Annotated in this window: 23 protein-coding genes; 11 read left to right on the top strand and 12 right to left on the bottom strand. The window is 43.5% G+C overall.

Features of this window, described 5'->3' with window-relative positions:
• Positions 1-238: 238 nt before the first annotated feature.
• From tsaB to V6252_RS09475, 6 genes are all read left to right on the top strand, one after another.
• Positions 239-940: a tRNA (adenosine(37)-N6)-threonylcarbamoyltransferase complex dimerization subunit type 1 TsaB gene (gene tsaB / locus V6252_RS09500; protein ID WP_341610278.1), complete on the top strand. Its 702-nt coding sequence runs from the start codon at positions 239-241 to the stop codon at positions 938-940.
• 161 nt (positions 941-1,101) lie between these two features.
• Complete coding sequence (locus V6252_RS09495) at positions 1,102-1,944, top strand: undecaprenyl-diphosphate phosphatase (RefSeq protein ID WP_341610226.1); 843 nt, start codon at positions 1,102-1,104, stop codon at positions 1,942-1,944.
• 66 nt (positions 1,945-2,010) lie between these two features.
• On the top strand, positions 2,011-2,910 hold the full coding sequence (locus tag V6252_RS09490; RefSeq protein WP_341610224.1) for a class I SAM-dependent methyltransferase: 900 nt from the start codon (positions 2,011-2,013) through the stop codon (positions 2,908-2,910).
• Positions 2,911-3,001: 91 nt separating this feature from the next.
• Complete coding sequence (locus V6252_RS09485) at positions 3,002-3,244, top strand: hypothetical protein (RefSeq protein WP_102091909.1); 243 nt, start codon at positions 3,002-3,004, stop codon at positions 3,242-3,244.
• Positions 3,245-3,375: 131 nt separating this feature from the next.
• A complete protein-coding gene (gene ubiA, locus V6252_RS09480) occupies positions 3,376-4,293 on the top strand; it encodes a 4-hydroxybenzoate octaprenyltransferase (protein ID WP_341610223.1) in 918 nt (305 codons plus the stop codon).
• Complete coding sequence (locus V6252_RS09475; RefSeq protein WP_341610222.1) at positions 4,286-4,963, top strand: DUF4112 domain-containing protein; 678 nt, start codon at positions 4,286-4,288, stop codon at positions 4,961-4,963. Before ubiA ends, V6252_RS09475 begins: the two co-directional genes overlap by 8 nt.
• 150 nt (positions 4,964-5,113) lie before the next feature.
• On the opposite strand, the gene V6252_RS09470 is transcribed toward V6252_RS09475, so the two are convergent.
• From V6252_RS09470 to V6252_RS09460, 3 genes are all read right to left on the bottom strand, one after another.
• Entirely contained in the window at positions 5,114-5,752 is a 639-nt protein-coding gene (locus tag V6252_RS09470) for a hypothetical protein (protein WP_341610221.1), read from the bottom strand.
• An 82-nt stretch (positions 5,753-5,834) separates the two neighbouring features.
• Positions 5,835-6,269: a secondary thiamine-phosphate synthase enzyme YjbQ gene (locus tag V6252_RS09465; protein ID WP_341610220.1), complete on the bottom strand. Its 435-nt coding sequence runs from the start codon at positions 6,267-6,269 to the stop codon at positions 5,835-5,837.
• 7 nt (positions 6,270-6,276) lie between these two features.
• Positions 6,277-6,909 (bottom strand): hypothetical protein, encoded by a 633-nt coding sequence (locus V6252_RS09460; protein WP_341610219.1) that lies wholly within the window; start codon positions 6,907-6,909, stop codon positions 6,277-6,279.
• Between the two features lie 149 nt (positions 6,910-7,058).
• Between V6252_RS09460 and yiaA the strand changes: the two genes are divergently transcribed.
• Positions 7,059-7,619 carry an inner membrane protein YiaA gene (gene yiaA, locus V6252_RS09455; protein ID WP_341610218.1) on the top strand — a complete coding sequence of 187 codons (561 nt, stop codon included), beginning with the start codon at positions 7,059-7,061 and terminating at the stop codon, positions 7,617-7,619.
• A 22-nt stretch (positions 7,620-7,641) separates the two neighbouring features.
• Here yiaA and mnmC read toward each other — a convergent pair whose 3' ends face one another.
• The 4 genes from mnmC to ispZ all read right to left on the bottom strand — a co-directional run bounded on the left by mnmC (position 7,642) and on the right by ispZ (position 11,261).
• Positions 7,642-9,708 carry an FAD-dependent 5-carboxymethylaminomethyl-2-thiouridine(34) oxidoreductase MnmC gene (mnmC, locus tag V6252_RS09450; RefSeq protein ID WP_341610217.1) on the bottom strand — a complete coding sequence of 689 codons (2,067 nt, stop codon included), beginning with the start codon at positions 9,706-9,708 and terminating at the stop codon, positions 7,642-7,644.
• 124 nt (positions 9,709-9,832) lie between these two features.
• Positions 9,833-10,222, bottom strand: a complete 390-nt coding sequence (locus tag V6252_RS09445; RefSeq protein ID WP_341610216.1) for a hypothetical protein — start codon at positions 10,220-10,222, stop codon at positions 9,833-9,835.
• A 56-nt stretch (positions 10,223-10,278) separates the two neighbouring features.
• Positions 10,279-10,605, bottom strand: a complete 327-nt coding sequence (locus V6252_RS09440) for a YciI family protein (protein ID WP_102092803.1) — start codon at positions 10,603-10,605, stop codon at positions 10,279-10,281.
• A 104-nt stretch (positions 10,606-10,709) separates the two neighbouring features.
• Positions 10,710-11,261 carry a septation protein IspZ gene (gene ispZ, locus V6252_RS09435; protein WP_341610215.1) on the bottom strand — a complete coding sequence of 184 codons (552 nt, stop codon included), beginning with the start codon at positions 11,259-11,261 and terminating at the stop codon, positions 10,710-10,712.
• Positions 11,262-11,552: 291 nt separating this feature from the next.
• Here ispZ and V6252_RS09430 point away from each other — a divergent pair, with 291 nt between their 5' ends.
• Positions 11,553-12,434 carry a PHP domain-containing protein gene (locus tag V6252_RS09430; protein WP_201568783.1) on the top strand — a complete coding sequence of 294 codons (882 nt, stop codon included), beginning with the start codon at positions 11,553-11,555 and terminating at the stop codon, positions 12,432-12,434.
• Positions 12,435-12,727: 293 nt separating this feature from the next.
• Positions 12,728-14,185: a GGDEF domain-containing protein gene (locus V6252_RS09425; RefSeq protein ID WP_341610214.1), complete on the top strand. Its 1,458-nt coding sequence runs from the start codon at positions 12,728-12,730 to the stop codon at positions 14,183-14,185.
• Positions 14,186-14,298: 113 nt separating this feature from the next.
• Here V6252_RS09425 and truD read toward each other — a convergent pair whose 3' ends face one another.
• Positions 14,299-15,621, bottom strand: coding sequence for a tRNA pseudouridine(13) synthase TruD (gene truD, locus V6252_RS09420; protein WP_341610213.1), 1,323 nt, complete (start codon positions 15,619-15,621; stop codon positions 14,299-14,301).
• Between the two features lie 243 nt (positions 15,622-15,864).
• Between truD and V6252_RS09415 the strand changes: the two genes are divergently transcribed.
• Entirely contained in the window at positions 15,865-17,514 is a 1,650-nt protein-coding gene (locus V6252_RS09415; RefSeq protein ID WP_341610212.1) for an FAD-dependent oxidoreductase, read from the top strand.
• A gap of 366 nt (positions 17,515-17,880) precedes the next feature.
• Positions 17,881-18,504: a GNAT family N-acetyltransferase gene (locus V6252_RS09410; protein WP_341610211.1), complete on the top strand. Its 624-nt coding sequence runs from the start codon at positions 17,881-17,883 to the stop codon at positions 18,502-18,504.
• Between the two features lie 44 nt (positions 18,505-18,548).
• Here the strand turns inward: V6252_RS09410 and V6252_RS09405 are convergent, their stop codons facing one another.
• From V6252_RS09405 to V6252_RS09390, 4 genes are all read right to left on the bottom strand, one after another.
• Positions 18,549-18,710, bottom strand: a complete 162-nt coding sequence (locus V6252_RS09405) for a hypothetical protein (protein WP_227511163.1) — start codon at positions 18,708-18,710, stop codon at positions 18,549-18,551.
• Between the two features lie 299 nt (positions 18,711-19,009).
• Positions 19,010-20,374: a glutathione-disulfide reductase gene (gorA, locus tag V6252_RS09400; RefSeq protein ID WP_341610209.1), complete on the bottom strand. Its 1,365-nt coding sequence runs from the start codon at positions 20,372-20,374 to the stop codon at positions 19,010-19,012.
• Between the two features lie 174 nt (positions 20,375-20,548).
• Positions 20,549-21,001 (bottom strand): threonine/serine exporter family protein, encoded by a 453-nt coding sequence (locus V6252_RS09395; RefSeq protein ID WP_160022269.1) that lies wholly within the window; start codon positions 20,999-21,001, stop codon positions 20,549-20,551.
• Position 21,002: 1 nt separating this feature from the next.
• Positions 21,003-21,791 (bottom strand): threonine/serine exporter family protein, encoded by a 789-nt coding sequence (locus V6252_RS09390; protein WP_341610277.1) that lies wholly within the window; start codon positions 21,789-21,791, stop codon positions 21,003-21,005.
• Positions 21,792-21,920: the final 129 nt, after the last annotated feature.

Genomic DNA, 21,920 nt, shown 5'->3' with positions numbered 1-21,920 from the left:
AAAGCCCCGAAGCCAATGAAGCTTTGGGGCTTTTTATCGTTAGCAGTTGCAGATAAACACTGATGGATAAAGTGTGAAAAATATAGAAATTCATAAAATTCGTGTACCCTAAATGCTATGATAGGCGCTACTTCATTCTGTCTAAATTATTACAGGACATGAATGATAGATCGTTATTAAAAATTAGTAAAATCTGACAAATCAATTTAGAACGCCAAAAGTAAAAGCCGAGGTTGTGATGTTTTTAGCAATGGATACCGTGTTCGACCAGTGTTCGATCGCGATTTTAGATTCGAGTGGACAGGTACTATCGAGCCATACCGAAACAGGTAAGCGTCAGCAGACTCAACAGATTTTACCGATGATTGATGCTGCATTGTCTGAGGCGCAGTTACGTCTTGCTGATATACAGGCTTTAATATTCAATCGCGGGCCGGGTGCGTTTAGTGGTATCCGTATCAATACGGCAGTGGTACAGGCTCTGTCTGTAGCGCATGATTTGCCTTGCGTTGGCGTCTCAAGCCTACAAGCAATCGCACAATGCGCGTATCAGAAACACAGGCTAACACACTTATATAGCGCTCTTGATGCTCGTATGCAGCAAGTCTATTTCGGGCAGTATGAGTTGGCAACTGATGACAAATCAGGTCATAGCATCATGCAGCCAGTCTTGGTTAATAATAGCGATAGCACTGAGCAGCTATTAGATTATGATAGCCAAACAGCACTCAACCTACCTATCGCGGGTAATGGCGCGCCGCTATTAACACGACATGATCAGCAAGACTGCCATGAAGATGTTTGGCCAGATGCTGTTGTCATTGGGCAGCTTGGTATTGCTCAGTTTGCAAATGATGGTGGTGCGGAAGCATCGCAGGCATTGCCAAAATATCTACGCAACCAAGCTTGGAAAACACTTAAAGAGCAAGGCAAAGCATAGCTTTATGAAATATGCTTTTTGCAGCGTCAATTGATAGCAGCCAGCTTTTTAGTGTTTAGCAAGCGCATACCAATATAAAATCAACGTTAATATAGGACAGCCAATCGGTCTGTTTTTAGGCCAGTTTATTTTTAGGCCAGTCTGTTTCTAGGAAAGTCACTGTGGATATAGTTTTATTTGTTCAAGCTGTCATCATGGGTATCGTTGAAGGTATCACTGAATTTTTACCCATCTCTAGTACGGGATATTTGATCTTATCAGCAGATGTGATGGGTTTCTGGACTAAAGAAAAAGTTGATTTATTTGTCGTGGTGGTACAGCTTGGCGCTATTTTAGCAGTGATTTATGACTATTGGGGTAGATTGTGGCAAGCGTTGATGGGTTTGCTGACTGGCAAAGCAGAAGGAATGACCAATCCTAGACAGCTGGGACTGAGTCTGATTGTCTCTACTATCCCTGTGATGATTGTTGGTTTTACCTTCGCCGATGAAATCAAAGCTTATTTGTTTAATCCTATCGTCGTTGCCATTATGCTCATCATCGGCGGTCTACTGATATTTTATGTGGAAAAGCGTCCTAAAGCGGTCATTGCAGAAGAAGCGGAAGATGTCAGCATAAAAACTGCTTTAATGATTGGACTATTTCAATGTTTAGCTCTAATACCAGGGACGTCACGCTCAGGTGCCACTATTATTGGTGCGCTGTGGTTAGGTGTCTCACGTAAGGCTTCTGCTGAGTTTTCTTTCTTTTTGGGTATTCCTGTCATTGTAGGCGCGGCACTGTTGGATTTACTCAAGCATGGTGACGTATTAACTAACAGTGAAGACTGGCTGGTGCTAGGTATCGGAACCATCGTGTCATTTGTAGTGGCGCTACTTTGTATTCGCCTACTGGTGGCATGGGTAAGTCGCCGCGACTTTACTATTTTTGCTTGGTTGCGCATTATCACGGGTGTTATCGTGCTGGTCGCCGCTTGGGGCTTTGGTTATCAAATGGCTGGCTAGATTTACGTTATGATTTAACGCGCCAGTAATTTATAGTGAAAATAAGCAGCAAATAGGATGATGGTTATGACAGATGTGCCCCAAACGTATGACGAAACAGGTGCTGTTGTACATTGTCAGTTATTCTACGTCAATGACAGCCAGCAAGCACAGGTTGAGAATTTACAGTCATTGATAGCTGAGCATACATTACCAATTATCTTAGATATTAAAGTCGCTACAGAGAAACTAACTCAAAAGCACCGTCAGCAGTTGAGCCAAGCATCTACTCAGCCTATTTTATTATTAGATGATAAAGACAAGCTATCATGGCTAAGTGATGGGCTTAGTGTGGCACCTGAGTGGGACAAGTTGCAGCGCCGTGTAGTGAGTGCTGGTCGTAAGTCTGAGCTGCTATTACAGGCCGCCAAAATCACATCAGATAGTCACGTTATTGATGCAACCGCTGGCTTTGGGCATGATAGTTTGATATTGGCCAGTACTGGTGCCCAAGTCACTATGCTTGAACAACAGCCGTTGATGGCATTGCTGTTACTTGTAGAGCAGCAGCGTATGAGTGCGCTACCCAATTGGCAAAAGCTCATGAGCCGTTTACAGATTATCAATACTGATGCACTCAGTTATTTTGCGAATTTAGAAGCAAGCACCGCAATAGACGATGCTATGGCAATCGATGTCGTCTATTTGGATCCGATGTTTCCAGAGGATAGCTATCAAGATAGCAAAACAGGTAAAGGGGCAAAAGTCGGTAAGCATATGCAAGCACTGCATCAATTGGCTCGTCCACCAACTTCAGATGAAGAGCGACAACTGCTAAGTAGGGCGCAGGCCGTTGTCAAACAAAATACGCAAGGCCAAGGTCGCGTAGTCGTAAAGCGTCCACAATTTGCACCGCTGCTTGCTGATGAGCCAGCTAGCGAAAGCTGGCATAATGAAGCCGTACGCTTTGATGGGTATTTTGTCTGATAGCTGCTGTTTGCGATAACGAATGTACGAGTATAAATGTACGCAATTAATCAGCTTATGTGTTCAGAATTAATGGATTAAGGAGCAAGGAATGTCAGCGCTAATTATTTGGGTCATGGGTGCAGTTTTACTGTTGATTAATATAATGCTGCGTACTCGAATTCTTCGGCTTGAAGCACGGTTAAAAGAGCTGAGCAATCCACAAGAGCAACTAGCATTTTTACGTCAACAAGCAGCACAAAAAGACAAAGTCCCAGCGCTGAAAGCATTACGCAAGCAATATCCTGAGCTATCACTGATCGAAGCGAATAAATTATGGCAACAAATTCAATAACCAAGCCATTAAAATTTAGTAATTAGTCCATTAAAACTAAGCAACCAGCCCTTTCAAAAATTAATTTAGTTGTTCTGAGCTAAATATATAAGCGCACATAAAAAGTATTCAAACAATGATAATAAAAAGCCATGACATTTAAAGACAAGCTACAAGCCTATATCCAGCTAACCCGTTTTGATAAACCAGTCGGCATTGAGCTGCTCTTATGGCCAACGCTTTGGGGCGTACTACTCGCTGAAATGGGGCAAGCGCAGCAGCAAGGAATGACGGCAGCGTTGCCAAGTATCAAGGTGTTCGCGATATTTGCTCTTGGTGCAATATTTATGCGAGCGGCTGGTTGTGCGATCAATGACTTTGCGGATCGCAAAGTAGATGGTCATGTGACTCGAACTAAAGGCCGCCCACTAGCAGATGGACGCTTATCTGGCAAAGAAGCTGTTTTTGCATTTTTAGTACTGGTACTGTTAAGCGCCAGTCTGCTATTTTTCTTACCCATAGCCGTATTCTATTGGTCGCTTGGTGCTGTTGTATTGGCGTTTATTTATCCATTTATGAAACGCTATACGCACCTGCCGCAAGTATTTTTAGCAGCTGCTTTTGGATGGGCGATACCGATGTCTTATGTGGCGGTGCAAGGCGCTCCCGATATTTGGTGTTGGCTGCTATTCTTAGCTTATATGTGTTGGACAGTGGCCTATGATACCCAGTACGCCATGGCTGACCGTGAGGATGACTTAAAGATTGGCGTAAAATCAACAGCGATACTATTCGGTCGTTATGATGTGATTATCATTTCGATATTACAAATGCTATTTTTGCTAATGATGGGCGTGGTTATGTGGCATTACTTTGCTCCGACCACATTAGGCGTAACCCCAGTATTTGGATTGGCGCTTGTTGCGATGATGTTTGCCAAACAAAACAGCGCTTGTGCCAGCCGCAATCCTTTGGTTTGCTTTCAGGCGTTCTTGGCCAATATCTGGGTAGGGCGCTATGTCTTTGCGCTCATCGCAGTTACTTGCCTATGGACGACGCTAAATGGATAAGTTCGATAAATTGTCGAGATTTAAATCAAAGAACCCGTCTGATACGAATGCGTCAGTTAAGGACTATCAAGCTAAACTTGCCGAACATGGTCTGACTCGTGAGCAAGTTATCGCAACTGAGCGTAAACTGGCAAAATTTGCTAACACCATGGATTCGCTAGTGCGAGTGCCTTTTACCAAGCAAGGAATGGGTGCGGATGCCGCGCTTTCGACCATTCCACTAGCAGGAGATTTGGCAGGATTGGCATTGACCAGTTATGCATTCATATTAGGACGTCAGTTAGGTGTGCCTGCTCATAAAATGACGCCAGCGGTTAGATTGGCATTTATTGATATGGTCGTTGGTATTGTACCTGGCATTGGTACGCTATTAGATATCTTCATTCGCCCTAGCCGTAAGACACTGGGTATCGTGCACGAGCATCTACATCATGAGTATGGTATTACCGAAACCATGCATATGGATCGACCGTTTTTACATCAATCATTAGAAGACAAGCAGAAGCAAAGCCGTTTTGGGTTTTTTTGGCGCAATCCAATCGTTGCTTGGTTATATCTGCATATCCCTGATTTTCTTGGACTGCTAGTCATTGTATTTGTTGGTTGGGGATTGTGGACAGCGATAAACTGGTTGGTCGGTCTGTTTGGGCAATCGACTGGGTTTGGATAAATACAATCACTCATCACCCATTAGACAGCTTAGTAGATAAAAGTCAGTACAGAGCAATACACAGAAACGAAAAAGGCGGCAACGATAATAGCGTTTGCCGCCTTTTTTATGGTTTTAAATAGAGTATTAAAACAAAGGCCACCTCAGACTTTATTCAGTGATGACTTCTGCTTCAGCACTGACGGCATCAAAGCTAGTCACTTTATTGTTTCGGATAAGGTCGATAGTGCCGCCACCAGCATGACTGACGAGTTGGATGCTACCGTCAGTTGATTGATAGGTAGGATTATTGCCTTGGCCTTCTGGTGCGCTTAATGTCATTTTTGGTTGGTTAGGACGAGTAATGATAGCGTTAAGCATACCAGCTGCCGACGTCTCAAAGACTACGGACAAACTCTCACCTGCTGCACTTTTATAACGGACATCAGTGATTTGTGCGCCTTTAATGGCTTGCTCTGGATTAGGTTTTTCAGCGCTATCATTTGCAGTGAGCGTAGTATCACTAAGATCTTTATCTAATTCTATTAAGCTCATATCACGTTCTGAATCAGTCTGCGCTACATTTTGAGCGTCATCTGCATTGCTATCTTTAGCTTCATCAACGTTAATATTGGTCGTTACTGGCGTGGTTTGCGTTGAAGTTTCAGCTGTAGTTTCATTATTTGCTTTAGGTTCTGGATCTTTTTGACAAGCAGTCAGTAGCAACAGACTGAAGAAAATAGCAGGAGCCGTACGATAAAGCAGTTTAGATTTTCGTAAGTTTAGTGTTTTTGAGAGAGAAGTATTCATAATCAGCTTTATCCGTTAATGGCGCTCTACGTAAATGGGATAATTTGCAAGGGTTAACCTGCTATTTATTGACAGTATCTTATTACGTATTTACCGTAATCACCAGCTTACGCTGTCCGCCATATTCTTGCAGGTTTCTATGCTCACATAAGTAAATCCCTTGCCACATACCCAGTCCTAACTCACCATCGACAAGCGGTATAGTCAAGCTTACTCCAAGCATCATGCTTTTGAGATGCGCTGGCAGGTCGTCTGAGCCTTCTAAGGTATGGCGATACTTTGGCTGGTCTTCTGGTGCGATTTTATTAAGCCAATCCTCTGTATCTAGTCTAACATCTGGATCGGCATTTTCATTGATCGCAAGACTGGCTGACGTGTGCAGCAAAAACAGATGAACCAACCCTACCTTGGCCGCGTGAGGTAACAGCTGAGAAATAGCTTCTTCAATCCTCGGAGTGATGATATGAATGCCGCGCGCATAAGTAGGTAACGTAAGAGTGGTTTGGTGATAAGACATACGAGACTCACTTTATCTTTAGACTATCGGCTGCCATGCCACTTTCTTTATAGACATCATCCAGATATCGGCGGCTGGCCAGTAACTTATCAACGACCCCATTTTGGCTTTGGGTATTCAGCTTTTGTGAAAAATCCAAAATTGAATTTAACTGACTTAACACGACGTCATAGCTGGTGTTTTGTTGATTTCTGTCGATGATGACCGTTTTTGCATAGTGCTGATCAAGGCTTAGATAGTCAGTAATTAATTCTGGCACACGTGTCGCGATGAGCTTATTAAGGGTGAATAATTGCGATTCAGTGATTTCATCATGATGAGTGGATTCGTATTGCTGCCCAATATCATCCATCGTGGCTCGAAAGACCTTAGGAACTTGCTCATCATAGAGCAACTTAATAAATGGGTGATGAGCTGAAAAATTAATAACGTCAAGTTTGTTAGTTTGGCTATTCTCTACCTTTTCTCTTGAGGCTAGCTCTGCTTGAGACTGGATCGCGATATGATGCGCAGATGCTAAATACTCTTGATGACGTTGTATAGAGTCATTCTGAGTGCGCTTAGATTTTTCTTTCATCACAAAAAATACGGGCACGATAAGAATTAGGCTAAGCAAGATGAGTAAGGCAAAAAAAGACATGTCGGGACTCTGGCGTTAAAAAGGCTGTTTATCTTAAAAATAATTTTAGATTACAATATAACACGCTTGTGTTATGTTAAGGCAAAACAGAGGTCGATAAAAGTTGTCCCTCTTTACTGAATATTTGCTTATTTTAATTAAGGACCATGATGAACAATGACACGATTACTAAGAGTCAGCTAGCTGCATATAAGCCGACAACTGCATATGTCGGGACGTCTTGGGCAGTCATGCTGGTCGGTGTGCTTGCGTATCTACTGGGATTATGGAATGCACAAAGTATGTTATTGAATGAAAAGGGCTATTATCTAGCAGTGCTGGCGCTTGGTCTTTATGCAGCAATCAGTTTGCAAAAAACCTTGCGTGATCGTAGTGAAGGTATCCCAACGACTAATATGTACTACTTAATCAGTTGGGCGGCTTTAGGATTGTCTATTGCACTTATCGTGATGGGTCTAATGAATGCTGGAGGCTTAAGTCTGAGTGAAAAAGGCTTTTATATGATGGCATTTACCATGAGTTTGTTTGCCGCTGTAACCATTCAAAAGAACACGCGTGATGAGGCACAAATTCGAACCTTGACTGCTAGCCCGATGACTACAGTGAAAAATGATGGCAGCGCTAAAATTGCTCATCAAGGGGCACCTGAATCTGATTCTGGAAAATCGCTTTTCGGTTCGGTTAAATCTAGAATGGAAGGCAATGATTAGAGCTTTCCACTAAAATAAATAATTAAGTAAGTGGCGTCTGCAAACGTGTACGATTTGGTGATAGGCGTGCTAGCATCGCGGTTGATAGAGGTGTAAACGAGCCTAGCATCATATCTACTAACGCTTCAGCGCATAGTGGTGCAATGGCATAGCCTTTAGCACCCATCGCACTCATTACCCAAACCCGTTCGCTATCTATTAATTGTCCCACGATAGGGTGATAGTCAGGTGTTTGGGTACGTATGCCAGCACGTCCTTGCCATCCACTTATATTTGTCGGCACAACCGACGCTAACTCAGGAATGGCAGTGACCAGCTTGTCACGGCTAATCTGATGCTCTTCCTCACGAATATCCGTGTCCGTATCATTACGTATAAAGCTCGCCCCTAGTAGAAACTGAGGGCTGCACTCTATAACATCGTTTAATTGTCCGTCATCTGCTTGGGCAGTAAATGGCGTACAGTAACCACTATATTTAAGTGGTATTTTAGGCAGTTTTGCAAGTTGCTCAACCGTAGGCGTAAACCAAGACAGCTGCCCACGAATTTTACGGCAATCAAAAACACGCTCATCCAATTGATGACTCTCAAAAGCTGCGCAAATGACGATATTATCAGCAGTCATAGTGACAGGATTACGGTTTCCATCGATACCTTCGATACGAACTTGCTGCTCAGTCTCGTTGATTTTAGTCACTTCTAACTGCTGGAAGTGAATGAGCGGATGAGTCAGTATGATGTCTTTTAGTGCTTGTGGATTGACTAGACCAGACTGAGGTAAGTACAAGTTCTCTGATAAATCTTGCTCTTTTAGGCCACTAGTAACCTGTGCTTGCTCATGCGATAGAGTGGTCGCCATTTCATCAGGATAGTCGGCAATTTGTTCCGTACCGATATTAGTTTTTATAAGCAAATCAAGGGCGCCAGTCAGTTCAAGTACCGGTGCTGTATTAAGCTGTACGGCTGTTTGATTAAGGTCTCTATATAGCCTGCCACTATATAAATAACCGATGGTATGCAGATGCTCATCGACATGGTGAATCGGCGTCATTTTGGGCGCAAGTAATGCTCTAGGATTGCCTGATGCGCCTGCTAAGGGCGCTGATTTATCTAATAAGGTGACAGTAATACCGCGATTGGCAAGCGACCAAGCTGTGAGCAACCCTGAGACGCCTGCACCAATGACGACAGTATTATCGAATGTGCTATCAGTCGTTTCCTGCTTCGCCTCGTGGCTTTTATTATTACAACTTTTATTATCGTTAGCGAGGTCACTACTTTCTGTATTGGTCATAATGGCCGTTAGCATTTCTCGCTTTCGACCAAAACCTCTGACTTTTTTAATTTGAAAGCCATGCTCTCTTAGTCCACGCTTGACGATACCTGCACAGCTATAAGTAGCGGCAGTAGTATCAGGGCGTGATAGACGCTGCATTTGTGCAAAGATACTATCAGCCCACAAAGTACTGTTGCAAGAAGGTGCAAAACCATCTAAAAACCAAGCATCAATATAAGGCGTATGCTGGTTAAAGTGGTCTAATGCCAGCTTGCTTAGACTTTGTGCTGCATCACCAAGCCACATATCGACAGTTAAGTTATCATAAGAAAAACTTAAACGATGACAGCCTGCAATCAGGGGCGGATATGCAGCCAAAAGTGGCTCAATAAATGCCATTAGCTCAGGCGCACGCTCACCCCATAGCGCAAGTATCTGCGTCAAATCTGCTAGCGGTATAGGAAACTTTTCAGTAGTAATGAAGTGCAGGCGAGCCGTTGCTAATTGCGGATTGGTTTCACGTAATTGTCGCCACAATTGCCACGTTGCTAGTAGATTAAGCCCAGTTCCAAAGCCTAGCTCAGCAATCGTAAAGCATTGCTTTGGTGCCAGGTGTGCTAAACGTTCTGGTAACTGATTATGCTCTAGAAACACATGACGCGTCTCTGCCAAACCATCCGCATGAGAAAAATACACATCCCCAAACTCACCTGATACTGGCACCATATTGCCAGTATCATCCGTTTGCCAGTCAATCTTGGCAGGCGTGATAACGTTTAAGTGTTCAGGGTTTTGATGGTTAGCGGTAGACATGAGGCACTTCTTAGAAATATCAGAAACGGAAGCTCAACGATCAGCAGTGACGGATCAATGATATCGACATTTGGTCAGACACAGCGAAGTAGAGTAATGCAAGTCAGTGCGAGCACACTATATGCTACCAGCGCTCACGGCGGACAAATACTAACCACGAGACAAAAATACCGACTAATAGACTGATCAAAACGGTAAACGCACCGTATAGAAACAATTGTCCTTTACTTTCGTAAACCAAGACATTTACTTGAGTCTGTAAATCGTTCACTTGGCGCTGTAATTGTGCATTACGGCTGAGCAGTTCTTGATTGGCAGCTGACAATGCTTTAGTAGATGGTTGCAACTGTGCCGCCAAAGTATCATTGATATCTAGCGCTGAGTTTTTCGTTGGCAAAGCGCGCGCCGCTCCTGGACCAGTCAACGGCAGCACTGCTGTCGGATCGGTTGCATCGACAGCAGGTGTTATGGGCGCAGCAGGTGCAGCTTGCGCCGAAACGGCTGTCACTAACATGAGACCAATCAGGGCATTTTTGTAGAAGCAGGTAGGTGAAAAAGAGACTCTCTGAATCACGATGCAGCTACTTGATTGTTGCTATCAGTTGGTGCTGGCAATGCTTGAACAAATGGTTTGATATCGACATGACTATACACGCCATCACGTAAGTAAGGCTCATCGTTTGCCCATGCTTGAGCCGCTTCGATAGAGTCAAAATCTGCAATGATTAAGCTGCCTGACATATCACTCTTGCCATGCTCGATAGGCGTTGGCCCTGCGATAACAAGACGGCCTTGTTGATGCAGTGCTTTTAAGCGTTCAATATGTTCAGTACGAGTAATCAGACGTTGTGCACTGCTATTAGCCACGTCATGACCAATGATTGCAAATAAAGACATGAGACTTCCTTAGTGAATAATAAAAAAGTAATGATGAGCTTATGTGGGCTTAGTATAAACGTCATAGCGACAAAGTGACTGCTGCTATGACAAGGCAACAGAAACTATTTAGTGGCTTTGTCTGTTAGGGCAGGGTTGAGATGCTTTTTCAACACGGCAAATTGAGCCACGACAAACACCAGCATAATCGGAATCCAGCCATAGGTCTTAAAGTTGATCCATGCTTCATCTGACATTGTGAACGCTGTGATATAATGTAGTACAGCCATTAGGGCAAAAAACAGTGCCCAAGCAACGGTCAGTTTTTTCCAGCCGCTAAGCTTAAGGGTAAATACCTCTTTCATAGCAAGCTGCATCAATGGCTTATTAATAGCGGCACTGACGAATAGCGTCAATGCAAAAATACCATTGATAATGGGCGACTTCCAGCGCAGATAAATATCATCACGCAGCAGTAATGTGCCGCCGCAGAATAAAATCGTTAATAATAAGACAACCCACTGCTGCTTATCAAACTTACCTTTTTGACGAATGAAATGAATGGCGTAAACGATAATAGTGGCGATGAGCAAAGCCCCTGCCGCTGCTAAAATACCGTTATAACGCGCCGCGATAAAAAAGGCAATTAAGGGAATAAAGTCTAATAATGCTTTCATAGCAAAGGGTATGTCCAACAAAAACGTATGGGGTAGTTTACACGTCTACTGCACCAAAAAAAAGCAATCAACACGATAATCATGCGATATACGCAACCTACAGAGTAATACTTTCTTATTGCGCCTGATGACCATGTCACTGGCCAAATATAAACACGAATACAGCACCGATAACTGATAAATCTACAGAATGAGCAAGACAAATCACAATACTCATAATCGTAACAATGACTGTTTGCTCACTAGCTTTTATTCTACTTCTATTTTATTTAACACTTTAAGGCTCAGCTTATGAAAATCGACTTACATTGCCATAGTACTTGTTCAGATGGTACCTACGCACCGACCGAGGTCATACAGCGTGCCCATGCAGCGGGCATCAACGTATTGGCATTGACTGACCATGACACGCTGGCAGGGATTGATGAGGCAAGAGACGCTGCCAGTGCCTGCGATATGCAGATTATTAATGGCGTTGAAATCAGCTGTGAACATACGTTAAGCGGTGGTTACGGAAAGAATAAATCCACCAATAAAATTATTCACGTACTTGGACTGGACTTTACTGATCGCGAAAAAATGCATGCAACGTTGCAGCAACTGCAAGACAGTCGAGCCACTCGTGGTCAGCGTATCGCTGAAAAATTGAGTGAGCTATTAGATATTAATTATGATGAGCTATGGCAAGCAGTGCTCGATAAAGCAGGCGGTAACCCTCAAGCAGTCGGCCGCGCCCATATTGGACAGGTATTGTTTGAGCGAGGTGAAGTCAAAACCGTTCAAAAAGCCTTTGATAAGTACCTAGCAGATAACAAACCTGCTTATGTAGCAATCGAGGCATTGACGATGCAGCATGGTATCGAGCTGATTCATGCTTGCGGCGGCAAAGCGGTGCTCGCACATCCCACGCGATATCAACTATCAGCGACACGCGTGCGTAAACTGATCGAAGAGTTTGCGCAGCTTGGCGGAGATGCTTGTGAACTACCAGCCACTAGTGAGCCAATTAGTACTCGCAGAATGGTCGACCGTAGCATTGCTGAGCATGGTCTTTCGGCATCTATTGGTAGTGACTTTCATGGTAGTAACATGCCTTGGCGACGTTTGGGCGATGTTCCTACTTTAAATGATGATCAGCAAGGGGTTTGGGAGTCTTTTGCAACGCTTGCTTAATGAGCAGGATTTACCTTTTTACAGTTGCCTCTAATAAGGTTACTTCCAATCGTGATAGGGCCTCATTTATTATAACTAATGAGGCCTGAAATATGTACGTAAACATAATTACATTCATAGAGACATTATTGGGAAATAAATGCGTAAAATAGATTGATAATAAGGCTAGAACTTGTAACACTTGATATGAAAGTTTCAGAGCGAATAGTATGCTTTGGCTTTGATTTTAGCGCTTATGTATTCAACGCATTTATACCTTTTAATGTATTTACACTCTCTGCGGTAGCCCTTCTATGGCTGTATCGATATCCCATCTAGGTTACAACAAAATCTCTCAAATGATTTTTGAGTGGCAGGCTGCTGACCGAACATCGCTGATGGCCTTATTTATCGTGTTAGAAGTGTCATTGCATTGGTTCTGGTGCTTGTATGTCTGGTGGCAGCAAGATGCGTTAAACACCTATGTGAACATACATTATTTATATCCATTATGGCTTGGAATTAGCTTTGTCGGTTTGTTCTTTTTGTGCATGGTCAAAGGTTTATTTCACTCAAGCAATGATAATGACATTGTTTTAAGCAGATGGCAGATAGCTTTGGTTTTGGTTTACACTGCTTACATTTCTACTGTTATTGTGATGATAGGGTATAGCAGTTTGTTTGCAGGCGTGTCGCTCGTCGGCGGTGCTATGCTTGGCATGATGCTGATTAAGCGCCGCTATGCTTGGCGCATGTTTTGGCTGCATATTATCTTGATGCTATTAGCGATCATGTCGCCTTACTTTGGTATCAGTCTGCCTAATTTACGCCAATTGACTGTTATTCATCCCATGCTTGAAAGTCATAACTATCTAACTTACAACGAGATTATGGCTGCTGAAAATGCGGTTGCTGCGTTGGCTTTTGAGAACAACGTCTTAAATTGGGATAGTATCAACGAGCTACAGCGTTCATCCGCATTTTTTTGGCGGTCGACGCATTTATATTTAGCGCTACCAAAAGCGATTTTTATTGTTTATATGTTCCGTGCTTTGCTATTGGTATTAGATGATAGTCGGTTTGAGACCCTTCTACATGCCAATCAGGACGAGCTTACTCAGCTTAAAAATCGCCGCTACGGTCTGAAAAAGATGAAGTATGCCTTGGCAACGGTGAGAGAATATCAAGACTTAAGCGTCATGCTGTTAGATTTAGATTGGTTCAAACAGATTAATGATAATTATGGTCACGACGTAGGTGATCAGGTTCTGATTGAAATATCGCAGACGCTATCGCAGTCGTTAACAGATGAGTCAATCATCAGTCGTTACGGCGGCGAAGAGTTTTTGGTTGTACTACCAGACACGAAGCATGATAGTGCTATGGTGATAGCTGAGCAATTACGGCTAAATATTGCTGAGCATGTCATGAAGATTGAAGGTCTGGCTGATTTTAATGTGACAGCAAGCTTTGGGTTGTATACCTTAACTCATGAAGAGCGAGATTGTATCGCGCAAGGCTACAAAACGATCACACAGCAAAAGACTGTCGCTCAAACGTCACCTCTTATCAAGCCAATTGCTACTCAGCGCGCGGAAAGCAAAATCGCCTCAATGCAAAAGCTGCCTAGTGATATCTGCCAACGACTTATTAGCATAGCGGATAAAGCCTTATATGAAGCTAAGCACCGTGGTCGCAATCAAGTTGTCAGTGCAAATGAGATGTGGGCCGAAAAAGAAGGCGGTAAACAATCGCTTTATAAGAGCCGCTAGCCATTAATTTATTAACGATCAGCCACGCCACTAAGACCGTGTAAGTATTATCGGTATGGCTGATATTCTATTGTTTAGTCCAATTTAGATGCCAGTTTCATTCATCCATCCAATCAAGATATCAACTGCTGTACCAAGCTTGCGAGCACACTTGTGGCAAAGCTACCTGTAGTTAAAGTAAAGTTTAATACTAGCGTCTGATCGTCCGACCATTCCCAGCTTAACGCCTCAATCGGTAGACGTAGCGCTCGTCTTTGCGCCTTAATATCACGCTGCTCTAATCCAGTTGCTAGTTGCATAAGTAGGGGGCTGTGTTGTACTACCTCGGTCTCTAAATCTGCAGCGCTACCAGTAACTTTATCGTTACCTGTGCCCCATAGCACAGCCGTTGGGTGAATATCTCCACTGTCAATACGAGCATGCAACGTATCATCTAGTGTCTCACTAGTGAATATCGATCCTGAGCCCTCTAAATTAAACACTTCACCTGCTAGGCCAGTATTCCAGCTGCCATTACGCACTCGCGCTGCCAATATCTCATTAAATATCAAGCTACGTGCAGCAGACAATTCCATCGTATTTTGCTCGCGCGGGGCACGCTTACGTTTGCTCTTTTTTGGTTGCGGGCGAGGCTCTCGCGGTGGACGAGCAAACAGTGATAAAGCTTCTCTGACGTTATTACCCTGACGACCAAAACGCTGTGGACCAAAATAATTGGGTACACCATTTTCACCAATGCGCGTTAGATGCTGCTCGACTGCCTCTTTTGCAGATAGTAGTTGCTCGGGTGATACGTTATTTTCGTCATCAACATTTTCGTCACTAGCGCTCGAAAACTGGATATCACGTAAAGTAATAACAAACTGATTGGCACGGTGCGTACCGCGATTGAGTTTTTTATTGTGCCAGTGCTGCGCAAGGATAGTGACAGTCTCATTTTCGCCGATGTCCACTGGTGCAAACTCAGTAGGTGGCAATTGTTTTTTTGGTATGCGCAAACTAAACCACTGGGTCGTCAACGCATGACGATCTTTCAACCCTGAGTAGCCAACATCACGTAACGGAATGTCTGCCCACTCTGACAGTAGTTTCGCCAGATAAGTAGTATTCATGCCTGATTTTTCGATATGTAGCCATAAATGCTCACCTTCACCAGTGAAGTCTAATGGCAATAGCTCATTAACGATAAAATCAGTCGCATTGGCTTTATAAGTCGCTTGCTGTATCGGCTGCAAACTTGGCTGTGGCAAATTTGCAGTATCTGTAATAGTGGCAATATCAATATGAGCTAGGTCAATTTGCTCACTGGCTGTTTTCTCACTAGCTGTTCGTTCATTAGCGTGTTGAGCAACAGTTGTTCGATCAAGAGTAGCAGCTTGGCTATCTAAACTATCTTGAGAAGTAGTTATTTCGTTTTGTTTGTCTTGAGAAGTCATAAGGTCGTCTTTTATTTTGTTTATTAATAATGATTAGAAGTAAAAAGAGTGCGGAAAGAAAATTTGCATAATTACGTTTTGCAACGCAGCAAACATACAAAAAAACATCGTGTGCGAGGCGCTCTTGCTACTATCAATGCATAGCATATTAAAAACAATAGGATAAGTTGAATTTGTCTGGTTGGTTACGGTCATTTTCAACCTGCTGTCATTAGACATCATTATAACTGTTAAGGAAGCATTATGACCGACGCAACGATCAACACAGTCACCATCAGTAAAGCGGATATTCCAAGCGGTGGCATGAAATCATATAAGCAAGAAGACGATAGTATCATTTTAATCACTCGCGATGACGATGAGTTCCGTGCATTCGATGGTAAGTGCCCACATGCAGGTGCGGATTTGGGTAATGGATTACGCTGTGGCAATCGGGTAGTTTGTCCTTGGCATCATGCAACTTTTGATAGTCGTGATGGAACCCTATTAGAGCCGATAGCGACAAAAGGTTTGACCCAGTATGAGCTGACTCATGATGGTGATAATTTGACAGTCGATACCTCAGCTCAGGTAACGGGGCAGGTCGAAAATGACAAATTAACTGACACCCATACTATTATCGTTGGTGGTGGCGGTGCAGGATTTATGACGGCTGACCAGTTGCGTCAGGGTGGCTATGGCGGCAAGATTACGTTGATTAGTAAAGAGGATAAGGCTCCTTACAACCGACCTTTATTATCCAAAGCGTTTTTGGCAGGTAAGATGGACGAGGATAAGCTGCTATTGGGCGGTGTTGACTGGGCGGATAATAACAATATTGAGTTACGCCTCAACCAAACGGTTAGCGAAGTGCTACCCAATGAAGCGACCGTCGTCATAGAGGATAATGATGGGAACAGCGAGCGACAAACTGCAGACTTCTTGGTCGTCGCCACTGGCGCTAAACCAAACTTACCACCTATTACAGGTGCTGAGATAGATGGCGTATATACGCTACGTAGCATGAGTGATGCCAAATTAATTAAAGCGGCCAGTCATGATCAGCGCGTGGTAATCATTGGTACAGGTTTTATCGGTATGGAGACCGCTTCGGCATTAGCACAAGCTGGTACGACAGCTTCTATTACAGTGATTGGGCAAGGTAGCCGTGTGATGGGCAATATTGTCTCTGAAACGGTGAGTAACGCCTTAATTAAATTGCATGAAGAGAAGGGCATCAATTTTGTGTTTGACGCAACCGTCAATGAAATTACTAAGGTTGACCGTCAAATGGACAAGGATGGAGATAATAATAATCAGGCTTTCTCGAATGTAGGCGGTGTCACGCTGGCGAATGGTGAGCATATTGACGCCGATATCGTGATATTGGGTACTGGCGTATCTCCACGTACAGAGATATTGAGCGAAGTTAACGATCCAGATGGTGTGCAAGTCGATGCGCATCTACAGCTGCGCGATGGCGTCTACGCGCTGGGTGATATCGCTAAAGCCACCAATCAGATGGGTCGCATGCGTATCGAGCATTGGCGTGTGGCTCTGCAGCATGGCATGGTCACAGCTGCTGCAATCCTAAATGATGACAGTGTCGATTCATTAGAGGCGCGTATTCCTTTCTTTTGGACCATGCAATACGGCAAGAGCCTACGCTATAGCGGTCATGCCAAGACACCAGCTCACAATATCCTATTTGGTATACCAGATACGCTTGATTATATCGAATACTACTTCGATGATGAAGGCGAGGATACACGGGCTAGTGCAGCAAGTACGCTTGGACGTGATAAAGAGCTGGTTGCCTTCTCTGAGCTATTACGCCGTGGTCATGCACCGACGCGCGCGCAGCTCAATGCAGGTCTTGATATTATTGAGCAAGCGCATGCATTATCGCCCTAGTACTATCAAACAATAAGTATTAGTATCTGGGGTATGTCATCAATTAGCACATGAATACATTTAGTGGTCTTAAAATGGCTAAATTTTGCTAAACATCATCAGAAATCTTGCAAATATGTTCATATTAACGGCAATTTCTTCCTCGTTTATCTACAATTTCTCTCGTTTTAAGCCTCACAATCTAATTAATGACATACCCCTAGACTGGCTTAGTGATCTAAGTCAGTTTTTTTATAGTTAAATCTATATAAATCCGCTACATCGTCATTCTCGTTAAGTATACTAATGTATAACTTGCACTCGGTTTTCTTGTATCGAAATTATTTGAATGCAACTATACATAGACGGAAAAGGAAAAATTATAATATGAGCGAAAATAATATAAATAACAGCAATATAAAAACAGACCACTTTAATAAAGATTCGGTATTTTTGCGTGAAGCGACATTAGATGATATTGGCTCACTTGAGCAGTTATTGAATTGCTGCTATCGGGAGACGGCAGGTTGGACCAATGAGGCCGATTTGATCGGTGGTATTCGAACCACACCAGCGGAGCTTGCTGCTGTAATCAATGACCCTAACCACTATTATTTTGTCTATCCGAAAACCACAACAGGCGACCGTGATGGAGAAGAAACGGGTGAGATACTTGGCTGTATCGCTGTCGATATCAAAACCGATGCTGCCTCGAACAAAAAAGCCTATATCGGTATGTTTGCGGTACATCCTGTGCTACAAGGGAAGGGTGTCGGCAACGTGATTTTACAAGCGGCTGAGACTTTTGCAGATCGCCACTTACAGTCACTGAATCAGCCTAGCCGTCTGACTATGTCTATACTAAGTCATCGTCCTGAGCTTTTGGCTTACTATCAGCGCCGTGGTTATCAGTTCAATGGCAATAAAATGCCGTTTCCAAACGATGGCAATAATGGCGAGCCAAAGCGTGATGATTTGGAGCTATTAGAACTTGAAAAAATCGTCAGCTAATCAACTTGGCCCAGTAAAAAGCATTAAAAAATATTCTATCTAGCTCAACCCCAAAAATGTCCAAAGGTCATAAACAGACCAATACTCAGCAGCATAAATGCCACAATGATTAGGCGCTTGAACCAGTTAAATGCTGGCAAGCGCGTGGCATTATCATCCGACATTAGATAAGCGAACAAAAACAATAGGCTTGCTGCCAAGGTCATGATGCCAAGCCCAATTGGTAATATAAATAGATACACCTGCCACACAGTCATCTCTCAACGGTCAGTATTAATCGCATCATAGCAGCATCGGGATTGCGCTGTCAGTATGCCTTGCTTTAAATTTTTCAAAGCGAATAAATTATAGAAATTACAGTAATCATCAGGGCGATATAAAAGTTATAAGACGTTTTAGGTATGCGAGAATATATGCTTGCGTCAAGACTGACAATAAAAAAGGACGCCCAAATGGCATCCTTTTTTATAATAGCTAAGAATAAGAGAAACGTTAAACAGTGAGCTTAACGCATCGTCACAAACTCTTCCGAACCAGTTGGATGAATGGCAACAGTATTATCAAAGTCAGCTTTAGTTGCGCCCATTTTGATAGCGACGGCAAAGCCTTGAATCATTTCATCGACGCCAAAACCAATACCATGCAAGCCAATGACTTTTTCATCATCGCCCAAGCATACTAGCTTCATGGTGCATTTTTGGCGATGCTGAGTCACCGCGCTATACATATCGGTAAAGCTTGAGGTATAACACTTGATGTTTTCTTTGCCATAGCGTTCTACCGCGTCGATCTCAGACAGGCCAATTGTACCGATAGCTGGATGGGTAAAAATCACCGTCGGTATCAACGTATAGTCTAAGTGCTCATTGGGCTTATTGTTAAACAGACGCTCAGATAAGCGGCGACCTGCGGCAATCGCTACAGGCGTTAGATCTACGCTATTCTCGATAATATCACCGACTGCATAAATACCATCGACATTGGTGTTTTGGAACTGATCGACTTTGATTTTGCCCGTCTCGGTTGTCTCGACCCCTGTCACTTGCAGATTGATTCCATCAGTCGATGGCGCGCGACCAATCGCCCAAATCAAGCAGTCGACAGTGTCGATACAGTCTTCGCCGCCATCATTGGTAGTTAAATCGAGACTATCATCGTCATTTTTACTGACTTCACTGATTACCGTGTTGGTGTGCAACTTAATGCCAGCTTGTTCCATTTCTATCAGCAAAGTCTCTACGATAGTATGGTCAAACGTACGTAGTGGCGAGTGTTTACGTACATATAAATGCACTTCGGCACCCAGACTGTTTAACACGCCTGCGATCTCGACAGCGATATAGCCAGCACCTACAATCGCCACACGTTTTGGTAGATGGTTTAAGGCAAAGAAGCCATCAGAATCGATGCCGTATTCTGCACCTTTGATATCTGGCTGAATAGGATGACCGCCCGTAGCAATCAAAATATGGTCAGCGGTAATCAGCTCGCCATTTACTTCTACGGTATTGGTATCGACGAATTTGGCAAAGCCTTTGATCACTTCGACGCCGTTTTTGGCCAAGTTATTGTCATAAGCGCGGTGAATGTTTTCGATATATTGTTGACGGCTCTGTACCAGCTTTTGGAAGTCAAAACCTTTAACGTCGACATCAAAACCATAGTCTGGTGCATATTTATGGATGGCTTCAGCCACTTGCGCGCCATACCACATTACTTTTTTGGGCACACAGCCCAAATTCACACAAGTGCCGCCCAATTGATTGGCTTCGATAATGGCGCATTTTTTACCATAGCTGGCTGCACGGTTGAGTGACGCGATACCGCCGCTACCGCCGCCAATAGAGATATAGTCATAATGTTTGGTCATAATACGGTCTCTTTATTAAGTTGTTATTGGTGCTGTTTCTGACTCTACTGTAATGGGTCTTATCATCCATCTTACAAGTTTTTTATGGTTAAGATGTGTTGAATCGCTTGACTACAAATGGTATTTAATTAAGAAAAGCCCGACATTTAGATATTTAAATCTACCTATAACCACTTATACAATAGGACGACGTCTATAAAATAACAGCCCCGGAATGGACAAGCCGAGCACCAATCCTGAGGTGACAAATAACGCTTCAAATAAGTACACCATCATTTGGCTAAATAACTCGTCTGAAAAGCCAAAGTAACCAATCTGTACCATGCTGACCATCGCCTTATAAGCGGCGATACCGGGCATCATACAGATGACACTGGGCGAGATGAGCGCTTTGGGTGGCAGAGTATATTTCTTAGAAAAATACACGCCCAAAAAGCTGGCAAGCATCGCCCCAAAAAAGCTAGCAACCACGATATGAATGTGCTGATAAACGAGTGCTGTCTTTAATCCAAAGCCAAATGCGGTCATCAGTAAACATGGCAAGATATAGCGTTTGGGTACGCTAAACATTAGCGTCCAACCAAGGGTAATGATACAAGACAGTACGACGGTTTTAATAAACCACATCTTAAAACCCCCAGTGCTGTATGCGAAGTAAAACCAGTGCCATCACGATACCGACGCACGCGGATAAGGTAAGCATATAGGTAAAGACCGCACGCCCAACGCCAATATTGACATAGCCCTTTAGGATATCGGACAAAGAGTTAATCAAAGGAAAGCTAGGTACCAATAGCAGTACACTGGAGGCAACAGCGATATCCGCATTATTGCCAATATCAAAATAATAGGTCGTTGCCCCAATGAGCGAGGCGATAAAAGCAGTCACAATGACCGTGATAAAAGGGTTAAAGTGGTGCTTGGATAGATATATACGAGTAAACATCGCCACCATACCCGCGATGAATGTCACCGCCGTAATCGACCAACTACCGCCATTCAGATAAGCAAACGCCGCACAAGACGCACCAACAAACAGACTGACGAGCCACGTTGGGTATACGGTCTTATCTAACTCATCAAAGGCAAGGGTAGTGCGGTCAATCAAATCATTGTGATCGATAGTGGCTTCGGTCTTGTTGACGATTTGCTGGATTTGTACCAAGAGATTGACATTAATGCTCTGATTGATTGTGTCTCTAGTGGTAGTGATACAGCGCTCGTCACAGATAGTCGTCAAGGTAATGGCGTTAAAGTTCAGCGAACACTCGACGCTGTTCATCCCCAAGGCAAGCCCCAAGCGCTTGGATAAGTCCACTACTACGGCAGACTCAGCGCCATACTGCATAAGGAGTAATCCGCAGCGCACGCATAGTCGAGTAATGCGCTGCTGCTTTACGTAGCTGATAGAGGTCATGGGTGAGATACGCATGTTGGTTGGTATTGATACGCTATTATAAAGGGTCTGAATGGTGATGCGCAGCCATTATCGGATATTATGTTTGATGCTACTATTATAAAGCGTAAACCCCTATCGCAAGGAGCA

It is taken from the genome of Psychrobacter proteolyticus (assembly GCF_038155145.1).
Lineage (GTDB): Bacteria > Pseudomonadota > Gammaproteobacteria > Pseudomonadales > Moraxellaceae > Psychrobacter > Psychrobacter proteolyticus_B.
This window is presented reverse-complemented; position numbering and strand designations above follow the sequence as displayed.